This is a genomic window from Klebsiella pneumoniae complex sp. WS1778, from assembly GCF_049472055.1.
Lineage (GTDB): Bacteria > Pseudomonadota > Gammaproteobacteria > Enterobacterales > Enterobacteriaceae > Klebsiella > Klebsiella quasipneumoniae.
In genome coordinates this window covers 272,786-287,998 of sequence record NZ_JBKGTJ010000004.1, presented here as the reverse complement: position 1 = coordinate 287,998, position 15,213 = coordinate 272,786, and the positions used below count along the sequence as shown (strand labels likewise).

Below are 15,213 nucleotides of genomic sequence, written 5' to 3'. Positions count from 1 at the left end.
ATGCAACGGCAACGCGGCTTCACGTTACTGGAAATTATGGTGGTGATCGTCATTCTCGGTATCCTCGCCAGCCTGGTGGTACCTAACCTGATGGGCAACAAGGAGAAAGCGGACCGCCAGAAGGTGGTCAGCGATCTGGTGGCGCTCGAGGGGGCGCTGGACATGTATAAGCTGGACAACAGCCGCTACCCGAATACCGAACAGGGTCTGCAGGCGCTGGTGACCGCCCCGGCCGTCGAGCCGCATGCCCGCAACTACCCGGAAGGCGGCTATATCCGCCGCCTGCCGCAGGACCCATGGGGAAATGAGTATCAGCTGTTAAGCCCCGGTCAGCATGGCGCCATCGACGTCTTCAGCGTCGGCCCGGACGGGATGCCCGACACCAATGACGACATCGGCAACTGGACCCTCGGGAAGAAATAGTGTCTCAGCGCGGTTTCACCCTCCTGGAAATGATGCTGGTCCTGCTGCTGATCGGCGTCAGCGCCAGCATGGTGCTGCTGGCGTTTCCCTCCGCCCGCACCCAGGAGGCCACGCAGATCCTGGCGCGCTTTCAGGCGCAGCTGGATTTTGTCCGCGAGCGCGGGCAGCAAACCGGCCAGCTCTTCGGGATCGTTATCCACCCTGACCGCTGGCAGTTTATGCGCCTGCAGCCTGCCGACGAAGGCGCCCCGGCGGCGGCTGACGACCGCTGGGGCAACGCGCAGTGGCTGCCGCTGCAGGCCGGGCGCGCCACCACGGCGGAAACCCTCCCGCGGGCCAGGCTGACGCTGCGCTTTCCTAACGGCCAGGCGTGGACGCCGGGCGAGCAGCCCGACGTGCTCATCTTTCCCGGCGGCGAAGTCACCCCGTTTCAGCTGCGGATTGACGCCGCGACGGGCATCAACATCGACGCCCAGGGCGACAGTCAGCCGCTGGCGGCGCGGGAGCAGCCATGAAACGCGAGAGCGGAATGACGCTTATCGAAGTGATGGTCGCGCTGGTGATTTTCGCCCTCGCCGGCCTGGCGGTGATGCAATCCACCCTGCAGCAGACGCGGCAGCTCGGGCGTATGGAAGAGAAAATCCTTGCCAGCTGGCTGGCGGATAATCAGCTGGTGCAGCTGCGGCTGGAGAAACGCTGGCCTGCCCTCAGCTGGTCTGAAACCACCGTGGAGGCCGCCGGGGCGCGCTGGTTCGTCCGCTGGCAGGGGGTGGAAACCGCGCTGCCGCAGCTGCGGGCGCTGGACGTGGAGGTCCGGCGGCAAAAAAGCGATCCCGCGCCGCTGGCGACTCTGCGCACCTGGGTGACGCCGCCATGATAACGAAAATGCGCGGTTTCACCCTGATTGAAACGCTGCTGGCGCTGGCTATCCTCGCCGTCCTCAGCGCCGCCGCCGTGATGGTGCTGCAGAACGTCATCCGCGCCGATGGCCTCACCCGTGAGAAGAGCCAGCAGATCGCCGCCCTCCAGCGCGCTTTTCGCCAGATAGCCGACGATGTCACGCACATCATTCCCCGTCGCGCCAGAAACAGCGACACGCTTTTCTTTGCCGGACGTTTTCAGTTGCAGAGCGATGACTGGGGGCTGGCCTTCAGCCGCAGCGGCTGGCCGAATCCGCTGGGGATCCTCCCGCGCTCGGAGATCCAGAACGTCAGCTACCGCCTGCGCCAGCAGCAGCTTGAAAGGCTGAGCTTCGATCAGCAGGATCCGCTGACCGGCAGCCAGCCGACGGTCCGGGTGCTGCTGCGCGAGGTGACGGCGTTTCGCCTGCGGTTTTATGCCGACGGGCGCTGGCAGGAGACCTGGGACCGCCCTCAGACGCTGCCGCAGGGGCTGGAGATCACCCTGACCCTGGCGAACAGCGGGGAGATAACCCGCCTGTTTTTACTTACCCCGGGGGGCGGCCAGTGAAAAATCGGCAACGCGGCGTCGCGCTCCTGATGGTGCTGTTCATCCTCGCCCTGATGATGATCCTCGCCAGCGCCATGACCGAACGCACCTCGGTCATGTATCAACACACCGCCGTGACCCTCGATAATCTGCAGGCCAGATGGTACGCCCTGGCGGCGGAAAACATGGCCGCCGCGCTGCTGCAACGCGACGCGCTGGACTCGCCCAGTCAAACGAACCTGGCGCAAACCTGGGCGCAGGAGGGACGCCGCTTTACCCTCGACGATGGCGAAATCCTCGCCACGATCCGCGACGGGCACGCCTGCTTTAACCTCAATGCCATCAACCATCGCGCGGATGAGACCAGCGGCGAAACGCTCTACCCGACCGACGTCTTCGTCCGGCTGCTGGCGCTGCTCGGCGAATCACCGCTGCGCGCCAGCCAGATCGCCGCCGCCCTCGGCGACTGGACGGACAGCGACGGCCAGCCGCGACTGAACGGGGCGGAGGACGAGGTTTATATGGCACAAACCCCGGGCTATCTCGCCGCCAACCAGCCGATGCAGGACGTCAGCGAGCTGCGCCTGCTGGCCGGTATGGACGCCGCGCTCTATCAGCGCCTGCTCCCCTTCGTCTGCGTCCAGCCGGATGACGCGCTGCAGGTCAATGTCAACACCCTGCGGCCCTCACAGGCCGCCCTGCTGGTGGCCCTCTTTCCCGGCGATCTGACGCTGCAGGAGGCGCAACAGCTGTTGCACAACCGCCCGCGAACCGGATGGAGCAGCGTCGCCGCGTTTCTCGCGCAGCCTACGCTGCAGAAAACCGATACCACGCTCGCCCGCCCCTGGCTGACGGTGCGCAGCACACGCTTTATCGCCGCCTTCACCGTGGTGACCGGCAACCTTCGCTTTCAGCTGCACAGCGTCCTGCAACAGGAGGGGCGCGCCTTTACCGTCGTCCAGCGGCGATACGGACTTTCTATGGTGGTTGATGAATAAGTTTAACGCTTCCCCCCAGGCCATGCTGATCGTGCGCTTCGCCCCCGGGCAGGCGCCGCTGCACTGGCAACTCTTCGCCCCCGGCGATCCGCATCACGAAGCCCGCGGCCGGTGGCCGGCTGACGACGCCAGCCCTTTCCCGGCGCTGGCGGCGCATTACCCGGCCTGGGTGCTGATCCCGGCCAGCGACTGCGCGTTTCACCCCCTCAGCCTGCCGGCGGGCCTGCGTAAACCGCCGCTGCAGGTGGCCCCGTTCCTGTTGGAAGAGCAGCTGGCCGACGATGTGGAAGCCACCCATTTTGCCCTGCTCCACCGCCAGCAGGCCCAGTGCGAGATCGTCGCCGTGCAGCGGCAAAAAATGCGCGACTGGCTGGCGCGCTGCGAGTCGCTCTCCCTACGCCCCCTGGCGTTGACGCCCGATGTGCTGGCCCTGCCCTGGCAACCGCCGGCGTGGAGCGCGGTGCAGGTGGACGAGCAGTGGCTGATCCGCCACCAGCCATGGAGCGGCATGGCGGCGGAAAGCTCCTGGCTGGCGGAGCTGCTGCAGGGCGAGGCGGAAGAGCACGTCATCGACAGCTATTCGCCGCCGCCCGCGGCGCCGGGAGCGTGGCGCGCGCAGCCTGCGCAGACGCTGCTCTCCCTCGCCGCAAATCATCCGGCGGCGCAGAAGATCAGCCTGCTGCAGGGAGAGTTTGCCATCCGCCGTCGGCAGCCTGCGCAGGGGAGCTGGCGTCCGGCTCGGTATGCCGCGCTGGCCCTGGCGCTGCTGGCGGCGGTGAATAGCGTTCTGGATCATCGCGATCTGGCGCGCCAGGCCGAGGCGGCCCAGCAGGCCAGCCGGGCCTACTATCATCGCTGGTTTCCTACGGAGAAAAAGGTGATTAACCCGCGACTGCAGATGCAGCAGCATCTGCAACCCCTCGCCCGTCAGGCGCAGCATGCCCCCCTCGTCGACCGCCTCAGCGCGTTGCAGAACATCATCAGCGACACGCCGGGGATCCGCCTGCGGGCGCTGAGCTGGGATGCCGCGGCCAACCGTCTGCAACTGGATATCGCCGCGGCCTCTTCCCGGGCGCTGGAGCAGTTCACCCAGCGGGCGCAGCCGCGGTTTCGCGTCCGGCCAGGCGACATGACCACGAAACCGGATGGCATTGAAGGACAACTGACGCTGGAGGAAAACGATGGCTAATCTGTTTATCTGGTGGCGGCAGCGCACGCCGTCGGAGCAGCGCCTGCTGCTCGGACTCGCGGGGCTGCTGGTGGTGTGCGCCCTCTGGTACGGGCTGTGGCAGCCCTGGCGAGCCCGCGAGGCGCAGTGGCGGCAAATCCTGGTGAAAGAACAGGCCAGCCTGCGCTGGATGACGCAGCAGGGTCCGCGCCTGCAGCAGCTCAGCCAGCAGCCCGCGCCGGCGGCAAAAGAGGCGCTCACCGCGCTGGTGATGCGCGAGGCGGCGAGCCACGGGCTGGAAGTCGTTCGTCTGCAGCCACAGGGAAAACGTCTTCAGGTCACCCTTCAGCCCTGCGCCTTTCAGGCGCTGATGGACTGGCTGGACGCCCCGGCGATGCGCGGCGTCAACGCGGTCTCGCTATCCGTAACCGCACAGCCGTCGCGGCCGGGCTGGGTCACGGTCAACCATCTGCTGCTGGAGCGCGACGATGAAAGCTAACGGGTTCGCGGTTGGGCTACTGCTGGCGCTCTATCTGCTGTGGTTGACCGCCACCGCCCCGGCGCGCCTGTTAGTCCCGATGCTGCCGCCCGAGGTACAGGTGGCCAACCTCAGCGGCAGTATCTGGCGCGGCGCGGCGCAGTCAGTCTCCTGGCGCGGCGAACGGCTTGAGCGGCTGACGTGGTCGCTCACCCTGGCTGGCTGGCAGATCGCGCTCAGCGATCCCCGCGGCGTGGAGGGTCAGGCCCGGCTGTGGGGCATCCGCGATCTGCGCCTGCAGGAGGGACGGCTCACCGCCCCCGCCAGCCTGCTCGGTCGCTGGCTAACGCCGACCATGCCCGTCAGCGCCGAAGGAGAGGTCACTTTCAGCCTGGCCGAAGCGCACTTCAGCGAGGGGCGCTGTCAGCAAATCACCGCCGGACGCGCGCAGTGGCGTCAGGCCAGGCTGCACTCTCCGGTCGGTAGCCTGGAGTTAGCCCAGGTCAGTGGCACCTTAAGCTGTAAGACGACCGGCGCCGTGGCGCTGGCCATCCGCCAGGATTCTCATCAGCTGAGCCTCAGCGGCCAGGGAACCCTGTCGCCCGATGGCCGCTATCTGTTTCACGGTACGCTACAGCCCAGGCAGGGGATACCGCCCCTGCTGGCGCTGCTGGTCACCCGCCCGATGGCCAAAAACGACCCGGGCCCGACGCCGTGGCAGCTGCAGGGAAAATGGTGATTAAAGGAGCAAAAATGACGACATTAGCCGCATTATCGCTGCATTTCCCCCTTGTCTGGTATGGCTTTCTGCTGCTGTTCGGCCTGGCGCTGGGCAGCTTTTACAACGTGGTGATCTACCGTCTGCCGCGCATGCTGGCCCAGACCGCGGACGACGAGCCGCTAACCCTCAGCACGCCGGGCTCATCCTGTCCGCAGTGTCGCCAGCCGATCGCCTGGCGGGACAATATCCCGCTGCTCAGCTTCCTCTGGCTAGGCCGTCGCGCCCGCTGCTGTCAGGCGCGCATCTCGTGGAGCTATCCGCTGACCGAGCTGACCACCGGCCTGCTGTTTATCCTCGCGGGGGCGCTGCTCGCGCCGGGACTGGCACTGGCGGGCGGCCTGGTGCTGCTCTCCTTTCTACTGATACTGGCGCGGATTGATGCCCGGACCCAGCTGCTGCCCGATCGCCTGACCCTGCCCCTGCTGTGGGCCGGACTGCTGTTTAATCTTAACGAGGTGTACATTGCGCTGCCGGACGCGGTCGCCGGGACGATGGCTGGTTATCTGGCGCTGTGGTCGGTCTATTGGCTGTTCCGCCTGCTGACCGGCAAAGAGGCTCTGGGCTATGGCGATTTTAAGCTGCTGGCGGCGCTGGGCGCCTGGTGCGGCTGGCAGGCTCTGCCGCAGGTGCTGTTGTTCGCCTCGGCCAGCGGGCTGACGTGGACCCTGCTGCAGCGCCTGTGGACCCGGCAGTCGCTGCAGCAGCCGCTGGCCTTCGGCCCCTGGCTGGCGCTGGCGGGAGGGGGCGTTTTTCTCTGGCAGCAGATGGTCTAGCGTGAGTGGTTCGACTGGCCGGGCAGAATGCCGCCCGGCGCCTGGGGCTACGAATATTTTTTGCTGCGCCGGGTCGGGGCGGCGTTGGCCGGATCGTCCGGCCAGACGTGTTTCGGATAGCGTCCCTTCATCTCTTTCTGTACCTCACGGTAGCTCCCCTGCCAGAAGGCGCTGAGATCGCGCGTGATCTGCAACGGACGCTGAGCGGGCGACAGCAGCTCCAGCACCAGTGGCACTCGCCCCTCGGCGATAACCGGCGTCGTGGCCTCGCCGAACATCTCCTGCATACGCACCGCCAGCGCCGGCGGGTTCTCCGCATGGTAACGGATAGCCAGACGGCTGCCGGTCGGCACGGTATAGTGCGTCGGCAGCTCGCGATCCAGCTTCTGGCGCAGCGGCCACGGCAGCCAGTCCTGGAGCGCCTGCCGCAGATCCAGCGCCTTCAGCGCCCGCAGCGAGTGAACGCCGTTCATCTGCGGCAGCAGCCATGCCTCCAGCGAGGCCAGCAGCGAAGCGTCATCCACCGCGGGCCACGCCTCTTCCGGCAGCCATTGCGCCGCACACTGCAGCCGCAGCCGCAGCTGCTCGGCCTCTGGCGTCCAGTTGAGCACACCGAGGCCTTTCTCACGAATCCCGTTGAGCATCGCCTGATGCAGCTCCGCCTCAGAGGGCTTCGCCAGCGGCTGGGTCTTAATCACCAGCTGGCCCGTCACCGTCCGCCGCCAGGCTTTCAGCGTCCCCTGCGCTTCATCCCACTCCACCGTGTCGGAACGCTGCGCCAGCTCGGGACGGGCGGCGATCAGCTCGCCGATATCCACCGGCAGAGCCAGCAGCATGCGGGCATCCGGTGAGGCGCTGCCCTGCAGCAGCAGCGGAGCGATCAGCCACTCATGGCGGCCCAGCGCGTCGTCGGCGTCCAGCATCGCGCCCATACCGTTCGCCAGCTGATAGCGTCCCTCCTGACCGCGGCGGCGGGCGATGCGGTCGGCGAAGGCCGACGCCAGGAGCGCAGCCATTCGTCCCGCATCGGGCTGGCCGCTGCGGCAGGCCAGACGCTTCATCAGCTGCTGCGCGCGCTGCTGCCAGTTGGCCTGCTGACGGGAAAAGACGGCGCCCAAATCCACCAGCCCGCCGCGCGGCGGCTCCTCAAGGATCGCCGCCAGCCTGGCCGCCGTCGCCACTTCGTCATCGGTCTGCGCAGCGGCCAGCATCGCCGCCAGCCGGGGCTCGTTGCCGAGGGTGGCCATTTTGCGGCCAAACGCCGACAGCCGCTCGCCGTCCAGCGCCGAGAGCGCCTCCAGCAGGCGGCGCGCGGCAGCCAGGTTCACCGCCGGCGGCTGATCCAGCCAGGCCAGCGAGGCCGGATCGTGGCAACCCCACTGCAGCAGCTCCAGCAACAGCGCCGACAGATCGCTGTGCAGGATCTCCGGTTCGCTCTGCGCCGCCGCTCGTTCGGCCTGTTCTTTGCCGAGCAAATGCAGGCAGATCCCCGGGGAGAGACGACCGGCGCGTCCAGCGCGCTGGGTCATCGATGCCTGGCTGATGCGCTGCGTCACCAGCCGGGTCAGGCCGGTGCGCGGGTCAAAGCGGGCAACGCGCTCCTGGGCGGTGTCGACCACCAGGCGGATGCCCTCGATGGTTAAACTGGTCTCAGCAATGTTGGTGGCCAGCACCACTTTGCGCTTCCCGGCCGGCGCCGGGAGGATCGCTTTGCGCTGCTCGCTTAGGGGCAAAGCGCCATACAGCGGGCAGAGGATGACATCCTCCGCCACGCGCTCCGTCAGCTGTTCCTGAACGCGCTGGATCTCGCCGACGCCGGGCAGAAACAGCAGCATCGATCCCTGTTCATGCCGCAGGAGCTCCGCCGCCGCTATCGCCACCGCCTCATCAAAACGCTGGTGCGCGGAGAGCGGGCTGAAGCGACGCTCCACCGGATAAGCGCGCCCCTCCGAGACCACCACCGGCGCCTCAGGCAGCAGACGCTGCAGGCGATCGTTATCAAGGGTCGCCGACATGATGAGCAGTTTGAGATCGTCACGTAACCCCTGCTGGACATCAAGCAGCAGGGCCAGCGCCAGATCCGCCTGCAGGCTGCGCTCGTGAAACTCATCGAGGATCACCAGCCCCACGCCCGTCAGCTCGGGATCGCGCTGGATCATGCGCGTCAGGATCCCCTCCGTGACCACCTCCAGGCGGGTCTGTGGCCCGACGCAGGTTTCGGCACGCATGCGGTAACCCACGGTCTCCCCTGGCTTTTCGCCGAGCAGTTCAGCCAGCCGCTGCGCGACATTGCGCGCCGCCAGACGCCTAGGCTCCAGCAGGATAATGCGTCCCGCGATGTTACCCTCAGCGAGGATCTGCAGCGGCAGCCAGGTCGACTTCCCGGCGCCGGTCGGCGCGTTGAGCAAAACCTGCGGCGCATGCTGCAGGGCGGATAACAGTTCTGGGAGGACGGCGGCAACCGGCAATGAGGACACAAAAGGCTCCGGGGGTTAACATTCAGGGGCTCGCATTGTAGCATCCCCCTAATTCATTACCGAGTCTCTATCATGTCTGAGCCGAAAAGGCTGTTTTTTGCGATTGAACTGCCGCCTGCCGTCCGCAAACAGATTGTCCAGTGGCGGGCAACGCACTTCCCTGAGGATGCCGGCAGGCCCGTCGCGGCGGATAACCTTCATCTGACGCTGGCGTTTCTCGGCGAGGTGAGCGCGGAAAAACAGCGGGCGCTGTCTGCCCTCGCCGGCCGCCTCCAGCAGCCGGGCTTTACCCTGACGCTGGACGATGCCGGACAGTGGCTGCGTTCGCGGGTGGTCTGGCTCGGGACCCGTCAGCCACCGCGCGGCCTGCTGCAGCTTGCCAGTATGCTGCGCGCTCAGGCGGCGCGCAGCGGCTGCTATCAGAGTCCGCAGCCGTTTCATCCGCACATTACCCTGTGGCGCGATGCCCGTCAGGCGGTGCCGATCCCGCCGCCCGGCTTTCGCTGGACGTTTCCGGTGAACGAGTTCGTGCTCTATGAATCCAGCTTTAGCTACGGGCGCACGCGCTACACGGCGCTGGAACATTATCCGTTTGATAAGGAAAATTGATGCAGTTTGATCCGCCGTTGCAACCCGCCATTTTGCTTAAACGTTACAAACGTTTTCTTGCCGACGTGGTGACCCCCGATGGCCGCGAATTGACGCTCCACTGCCCAAATACCGGTGCCATGACCGGCTGCGCCGTCCCGGGCGACACCGTCTGGTATTCCACTTCTGACAATGCGAAGCGCAAATATGCCCATACCTGGGAATTAACTGAAACGCAGCAGGGCGCCGTTATTTGCGTCAACACGCTGCGCGCGAATACGCTGGCGAAAGAAGCAATTTCCGCCGGAATAATCCCTGAACTTTCAGGCTATAACCAGCTGAAAAGCGAAGTGAAATATGGCGCTGAGAATAGCCGTATCGATATTATGTTACAGGCAGATGATCGCCAAAACTGCTATATTGAAGTGAAATCGGTTACGTTGGCGGAGAAAGAATACGGTTATTTTCCTGATGCGGTGACTATGCGCGGACAGAAGCACCTGCGGGAGCTGATGGCCGTCGCGGCAAATGGCGACCGCGCGGTGATTTTATTTGCCGTCCTGCATTCGGCAATTGACCGTTTCTCTCCCGCGCATCATATTGATGCCAGATACGCACAGCTGTTAACAGAAGCCCGCGACAAGGGGGTGGAAATTCTCGCCTGGAAAGCGGAACTTTCTACGACGAGGATGACTCTGAATAAGCCGATCGCCGTGGTGTTAAACCCCGGTAAATAAGTGGCTAAATAGTGTTCGGGTCGCAAGCGCGAATACGCTTTTCTTCACAGGGTTGTCAAGTGTAACGTTTAGATAATTGCTATCCGGAAAAGCATCTGCTATTTATAGCGGCCTGATTTTCCCCCACATGGGGATCGATAGTGCGTGTTAAGGAGAAGCAACATGCAAGAAGGGCAAAACCGTAAAACATCGTCCCTGAGTATTCTCGCCATCGCTGGGGTGGAGCCGTACCAAGAGAAACCGGGCGAAGAGTATATGAACGAAGCCCAGCTGGCGCACTTCAAGCGTATTCTTGAAGCATGGCGTAATCAACTCAGGGATGAAGTGGATCGCACCGTATCGCACATGCAGGATGAAGCTGCTAACTTCCCGGACCCGGTAGACCGTGCCGCCCAGGAAGAAGAGTTCAGCCTGGAGCTGCGTAACCGCGACCGCGAACGTAAACTGATCAAAAAGATCGAGAAAACGCTGAAAAAAGTTGAAGACGAAGACTTCGGCTACTGCGAATCCTGCGGCGTGGAGATCGGCATTCGCCGTCTGGAAGCGCGTCCGACAGCGGATCTGTGCATTGACTGCAAAACCCTGGCGGAAATTCGCGAAAAACAGATGGCGGGCTAATCCCCTGCTGCCTCACTCTCTGGCGGGAGTCTCTCCCGCCTGGTTCTGTTGTCCGTACCATGACTGACTCACGCTATATAGGGCGCTTTGCTCCCTCCCCCTCCGGCGAACTCCACTTCGGCTCTCTGATCGCCGCGCTCGGCAGCTACCTGCAGGCCCGCGCGAACCAGGGTATCTGGCGCGTTCGTATTGAAGATATCGACCCGCCGCGCGAAGTCCCCGGGGCCGCCGACACCATCCTGCGCCAGCTCGACCACTACGGTCTGCACTGGGACGGCGAGGTGCTCTGGCAGTCGCAACGGCACGAAGCCTACCGCGAGGCGCTGGCCTGGCTGAGCGAGCAAGGGCTGAGCTACTACTGCACCTGCACCCGCGCGCGGATCCACGCCGTAGGCGGGATCTATGATGGTCACTGCCGCGACCTTGGGCTGGGGGCGGAAAACGCCGCGCTGCGTCTGCGCCAGACCCGTCCGGTTCTGCAGTTCACCGACCGCCTGCGCGGCACGCTGGTCGCCAACGAGCCGCTGGCGCGAGAAGATTTTATTATCCACCGTCGCGACGGACTGTTTGCCTACAACCTGGCGGTGGTGGTCGATGACCACTTTCAGGGGATCACCGAGATCGTCCGCGGCGCCGATCTGATTGAGCCGACGGTGCGGCAGATTTCGCTGTATCAGCATTTTGGCTGGCAGGCACCGGACTACCTCCATCTGCCGCTGGCCCTCAATGCCGACGGCAATAAGCTCTCTAAACAAAACCACGCGCCGGCGCTGCCGGAAGGCGATCCGCGCCCCGAAATCGTCCGGGCGCTCCGCTTTCTGAATCAGGAGATCGCCGGGGAGTGGCAGGCCCTGAGCATCGATGATTTACTCGCCCAGGCCGTCGCCAACTGGCAGCCGGCGAAAATCGAGCATTCTCAAATGGCTCCCGCTGAGCTATGATTAGCCGCTATTTTTACACTGTACAGTTGATCTGAAGTCCGTCTGACACTACGAGGTGCACCATTTTTACCCGAGTCGCTAATTTTTGCCGTAAGGTGCTAAGCCGTGAGGAGCGCGAGGCAGAAGCCGCCGTCGAACCAACGCCTATGACGGTGATCCCGCGTGAGCAGCATGCTATTTCCCGCAAAGATATCAGTGAAAACGCCCTCAAGGTCATGTACCGCCTCAACAAGGCGGGCTACGAGTCCTGGCTGGTCGGCGGCGGCGTCCGCGACCTGCTGCTTGGCAAAAAGCCAAAAGATTTTGACGTCACGACCAACGCCACGCCGGATCAGGTGCGTAAGCTGTTCCGCAACTGCCGTCTGGTCGGGCGCCGTTTCCGCCTCGCGCACGTCATGTTCGGGCCGGAAATTATTGAGGTCGCTACCTTCCGTGGCCATCACGAAGGGCACACTACCGATCGCGTCACCTCCCAGCGGGGCCAGAACGGCATGCTGCTGCGTGATAATATCTTCGGCTCGATCGAAGAGGACGCCCAGCGTCGCGACTTCACCATCAACAGCCTCTATTACAGCGTGGCGGACTTTACCGTTCGCGACTACGTCGGCGGCATGAAGGATCTGCAGGACGGCGTGATCCGCCTGATCGGCAATCCGGAAACCCGCTATCGCGAGGATCCGGTACGCATGCTGCGCGCGGTGCGCTTCGCCGCCAAGCTGGATATGACCATCAGTCCGGAAACGGCCGAACCGCTGCCGCGGCTGGCCGCCCTGCTCCACGACGTGCCGCCGGCGCGCCTGTTCGAAGAAGTGCTCAAGCTGCTGCAGGCCGGGCATGGCTATCAGACCTACCTGCTGCTGCGGGAATACAACCTGTTCCAGCCGCTGTTCCCGACCATCACCCGCTACTTTACCGAGCGCGGCGATAGCCCGATGGAGCGGATCATCAACCAGGTGCTGAAGAACACCGATACCCGCATTCGTAACGACATGCGCGTCAATCCGGCCTTCCTGTTCGCAGTGATGTTCTGGTATCCGCTGCTGGAGACGGCGCAGAAAATCGCCCAGGAGAGCGGTCTGGCATACTATGACGCCTTCGCCCTGGCGATGAACGACGTACTGGACGAAGCCTGCCGTACGCTGGCGATCCCTAAGCGCATCACCACCCTGATCCGCGATATCTGGCAGCTGCAGCTGCGCATGTCCCGTCGCCAGGGCAAACGCGCCTGGAAGCTGATGGAGCATCCGAAATTCCGCGCCGCCTACGATCTGCTGGAGCTACGCGCTGGCGCTGAAAACAACGGCGAACTGCAGCGTCTGACCAAATGGTGGGGCGAATTCCAGGTCGCCGCGCCGCCGGCGCAAAAAGATATGCTCAACGACCTCGGGGACGATCCGGCGCCGCGCCGTCGCCACCGCCGTCCGCGCAAGCGCGCGCCACGCCAGGGTAACGCATGACCCTGGCCTATATCGCCCTCGGCAGTAACCTCGCTTCGCCACTGGCGCAGGTGCAGGCGGCTATCCACGCCCTGGGCGAAATTCCGCACAGCCGCGTGGTGAACGTCTCTTCGTTCTACCGCACGCCGCCGCTGGGCCCGCAGGATCAGCCAGACTATCTCAACGCCGCCGTCGCGCTGGAAACCACGCTGTCCCCTGAGGCACTGCTCGATCACACCCAGCGCATTGAGCTGCAGCAGGGTCGGGTGCGCAAAGCCGAACGCTGGGGGCCGCGCACCCTCGATCTCGACATTATGCTGTTTGGCGATGCGGTCATTAACAGCGAGCGCCTGACCGTTCCGCACTACGATATGAGAAACCGCGGCTTTATGCTCTGGCCGCTGTTCGAGATCGCCCCGGACCTCCACTTTCCTGACGGCATGGCGCTGCGCGCCGTGCTGGATGATCTCGGCGCGGCAAAGCCCGCTATCTGGTAATTCCCTCTCCTTTTTTAGCATTTGCGGCGATCGTCGTAATCGGTTGCCCAAAATCATTGCCCCTCTGAATGCTGCTGTTAGAATGCCGGTTAATATGACTTTCATCATCAGGAAATGTTATGAAACCGACCACCATTGCCCTGCTGCAGAAATGCAAACAGGAAAAGAAGCGCTTTGCCACCATTACCGCCTACGACCATAGCTTCGCGAAGCTGTTCGCCGATGAAGGCATTAATGTGCTGCTGGTGGGCGACTCGCTGGGAATGACGGTGCAGGGTCACGACTCCACCCTGCCGGTCACCGTAGAAGATATCGCCTATCACACCCGCGCCGTCCGCCGCGGCGCGCCGAACAGCCTGCTGCTCGCCGACCTGCCGTTTATGGCCTACGCCACGCCGGAGCAGGCCTTCGAAAATGCCGCCGTCGTGATGCGCGCTGGCGCCAATATGGTCAAACTCGAAGGCGGCGCCTGGCTGGCCGAGACCGTGAAGATGCTGGCGGAACGCGCGGTGCCGGTTTGCGGCCATCTCGGCCTGACGCCGCAGTCGGTGAACGTCTTCGGTGGCTATAAAGTGCAGGGACGCGGCGATGCGGCGCAGACCCTGTTTGAAGACGCGTTAGCGCTGGAAGCGGCAGGCGCGCAACTGCTGGTGCTGGAGTGCGTCCCGGTCGCCCTGGCGAAACGCATCACCGAAGCCCTGACCATTCCGGTGATCGGCATCGGCGCGGGCAACGTCACCGATGGGCAGATCCTGGTGATGCATGACGCTTTCGGCATTACCGGCGGCCACATTCCGAAATTTGCCAAGAATTTCCTTGCCGAGGCGGGCGACATCCGCGCCGCGGTGCGGCAGTATATTGCCGAAGTTGAATCCGGGGTCTATCCGGGCGAAGAACACAGTTTCCATTAAGGAGTCTTGTTGTGCTGATTATAGAATCCGTGCTGCTGCTGCGTCAGCATATCCGCCGTCTGCGTCAGGAAGGCAAGCGTATCGCGCTGGTCCCGACGATGGGCAACCTGCATGATGGTCATATGAAGCTGGTTGATGAAGCCAAAGCCAGCGCGGACGTGGTGGTGGTCAGTATTTTCGTCAATCCGATGCAGTTTGACCGCGCCGATGACCTGGCGCGCTACCCGCGCACCCTACAGGATGATTGTGAAAAGCTGAACAAGCGTCATGTCGATTTTGTCTTCGCGCCGACGCCGGCGGAAGTCTACCCGCAGGGCACCGAAGGCCAGACCTACGTCGACGTCCCCGGCCTGTCCACCATGCTGGAAGGCGCCAGCCGCCCGGGCCATTTCCGCGGCGTATCGACCATCGTCAGTAAGCTGTTTAACCTGGTTCAGCCTGACGTCGCTTGCTTTGGCGAGAAAGACTTCCAGCAGCTGGCGCTGATCCGCAAGATGGTTGCCGACATGGGCTACGATATCGATATTATCGGCGTGCCGATCGTCCGCGCCAAGGATGGCCTGGCGCTAAGCTCGCGTAACGGCTACCTGACCGCCGACCAGCGCAAAATCGCTCCCGGCCTGTATAAAGTGCTGAGCGCGGTGGCGGAAAAACTGGCCGCCGGCGACCGTCAGCTCGACGAGATCATCGCTATCGCCGAACAGGAGCTGAACGAGAAAGGTTTCCGCGCCGACGACATTCAGATCCGCGATGCCGACACCCTGCTTGAACTGACCGACGCCAGCCAGCGCGCGGTCATCCTGATGGCCGCCTGGCTCGGTCAGGCCCGCCTGATCGACAACCAGATCGTCACGCTCGGTCAGTAGACAGCGGGTAAAAATCGGGCAATACTTGCCCGGGCTTTTCTCAGGGCGGACGTCGTGTCCGCTCTGCTACAT

General features: G+C 63.9%; 18 protein-coding genes. 17 read left to right on the top strand and 1 reads right to left on the bottom strand.

The features are described 5' to 3' along the window. Genes gspG through ACLEXF_RS19680 form a run of 9 tightly spaced genes read left to right on the top strand, consistent with a single transcriptional unit; the run spans position 1 to position 6,070 of the window. Positions 1-423 carry a type II secretion system major pseudopilin GspG gene (gene gspG, locus ACLEXF_RS19720; RefSeq protein ID WP_004204417.1) on the top strand — a complete coding sequence of 141 codons (423 nt, stop codon included), beginning with the start codon at positions 1-3 and terminating at the stop codon, positions 421-423. After that, entirely contained in the window at positions 423-938 is a 516-nt protein-coding gene (gene gspH / locus ACLEXF_RS19715; RefSeq protein ID WP_064187722.1) for a type II secretion system minor pseudopilin GspH, read from the top strand. The genes gspG and gspH overlap by 1 nt, the downstream gene beginning before the upstream one ends. Continuing rightward, positions 935-1,300: a type II secretion system minor pseudopilin GspI gene (gene gspI, locus ACLEXF_RS19710; protein WP_064187721.1), complete on the top strand. Its 366-nt coding sequence runs from the start codon at positions 935-937 to the stop codon at positions 1,298-1,300. The genes gspH and gspI overlap by 4 nt, the downstream gene beginning before the upstream one ends. Then, the gene (gene gspJ / locus ACLEXF_RS19705) at positions 1,297-1,893 is read left to right on the top strand and encodes a type II secretion system minor pseudopilin GspJ (protein ID WP_048323018.1); all 597 of its coding nucleotides are present in this window, start codon (positions 1,297-1,299) and stop codon (positions 1,891-1,893) included. Before gspI ends, gspJ begins: the two co-directional genes overlap by 4 nt. Then, entirely contained in the window at positions 1,890-2,870 is a 981-nt protein-coding gene (gene gspK / locus ACLEXF_RS19700) for a type II secretion system minor pseudopilin GspK (protein WP_077268679.1), read from the top strand. The genes gspJ and gspK overlap by 4 nt, the downstream gene beginning before the upstream one ends. Next, entirely contained in the window at positions 2,863-4,059 is a 1,197-nt protein-coding gene (gspL, locus tag ACLEXF_RS19695; protein ID WP_064187719.1) for a type II secretion system protein GspL, read from the top strand. The genes gspK and gspL overlap by 8 nt, the downstream gene beginning before the upstream one ends. After that, entirely contained in the window at positions 4,052-4,537 is a 486-nt protein-coding gene (locus ACLEXF_RS19690; protein ID WP_043521988.1) for a type II secretion system protein M, read from the top strand. The genes gspL and ACLEXF_RS19690 overlap by 8 nt, the downstream gene beginning before the upstream one ends. Further along, complete coding sequence (locus ACLEXF_RS19685; RefSeq protein WP_004204408.1) at positions 4,527-5,255, top strand: type II secretion system protein N; 729 nt, start codon at positions 4,527-4,529, stop codon at positions 5,253-5,255. The genes ACLEXF_RS19690 and ACLEXF_RS19685 overlap by 11 nt, the downstream gene beginning before the upstream one ends. 14 nt (positions 5,256-5,269) lie before the next feature. Beyond that, positions 5,270-6,070, top strand: coding sequence for a prepilin peptidase (locus tag ACLEXF_RS19680; RefSeq protein WP_108450680.1), 801 nt, complete (start codon positions 5,270-5,272; stop codon positions 6,068-6,070). Positions 6,071-6,117: 47 nt separating this feature from the next. Here ACLEXF_RS19680 and hrpB read toward each other — a convergent pair whose 3' ends face one another. Further along, the gene (hrpB, locus tag ACLEXF_RS19675) at positions 6,118-8,547 is read right to left on the bottom strand and encodes an ATP-dependent helicase HrpB (RefSeq protein ID WP_032455567.1); all 2,430 of its coding nucleotides are present in this window, start codon (positions 8,545-8,547) and stop codon (positions 6,118-6,120) included. Between the two features lie 72 nt (positions 8,548-8,619). Between hrpB and thpR the strand changes: the two genes are divergently transcribed. The 8 genes from thpR to panC all read left to right on the top strand — a co-directional run bounded on the left by thpR (position 8,620) and on the right by panC (position 15,141). Next, on the top strand, positions 8,620-9,156 hold the full coding sequence (gene thpR, locus ACLEXF_RS19670; RefSeq protein WP_108450681.1) for an RNA 2',3'-cyclic phosphodiesterase: 537 nt from the start codon (positions 8,620-8,622) through the stop codon (positions 9,154-9,156). After that, positions 9,156-9,872: a DNA/RNA nuclease SfsA gene (gene sfsA / locus ACLEXF_RS19665; RefSeq protein WP_004204404.1), complete on the top strand. Its 717-nt coding sequence runs from the start codon at positions 9,156-9,158 to the stop codon at positions 9,870-9,872. Before thpR ends, sfsA begins: the two co-directional genes overlap by 1 nt. Before the next feature lie 162 nt (positions 9,873-10,034). Beyond that, the gene (gene dksA / locus ACLEXF_RS19660) at positions 10,035-10,490 is read left to right on the top strand and encodes an RNA polymerase-binding protein DksA (protein WP_002888845.1); all 456 of its coding nucleotides are present in this window, start codon (positions 10,035-10,037) and stop codon (positions 10,488-10,490) included. A gap of 59 nt (positions 10,491-10,549) precedes the next feature. Then, complete coding sequence (gene gluQRS, locus ACLEXF_RS19655; protein ID WP_004204403.1) at positions 10,550-11,431, top strand: tRNA glutamyl-Q(34) synthetase GluQRS; 882 nt, start codon at positions 10,550-10,552, stop codon at positions 11,429-11,431. 62 nt (positions 11,432-11,493) lie between these two features. After that, on the top strand, positions 11,494-12,888 hold the full coding sequence (gene pcnB, locus ACLEXF_RS19650) for a polynucleotide adenylyltransferase PcnB (protein WP_071592560.1): 1,395 nt from the start codon (positions 11,494-11,496) through the stop codon (positions 12,886-12,888). After that, entirely contained in the window at positions 12,885-13,364 is a 480-nt protein-coding gene (gene folK / locus ACLEXF_RS19645; protein WP_023319748.1) for a 2-amino-4-hydroxy-6-hydroxymethyldihydropteridine diphosphokinase, read from the top strand. The genes pcnB and folK overlap by 4 nt, the downstream gene beginning before the upstream one ends. Positions 13,365-13,483: 119 nt before the next feature. Beyond that, the gene (panB, locus tag ACLEXF_RS19640; RefSeq protein WP_004204400.1) at positions 13,484-14,275 is read left to right on the top strand and encodes a 3-methyl-2-oxobutanoate hydroxymethyltransferase; all 792 of its coding nucleotides are present in this window, start codon (positions 13,484-13,486) and stop codon (positions 14,273-14,275) included. A gap of 11 nt (positions 14,276-14,286) precedes the next feature. Next, on the top strand, positions 14,287-15,141 hold the full coding sequence (gene panC, locus ACLEXF_RS19635) for a pantoate--beta-alanine ligase (RefSeq protein ID WP_004204399.1): 855 nt from the start codon (positions 14,287-14,289) through the stop codon (positions 15,139-15,141). Positions 15,142-15,213 lie beyond the last annotated feature (72 nt).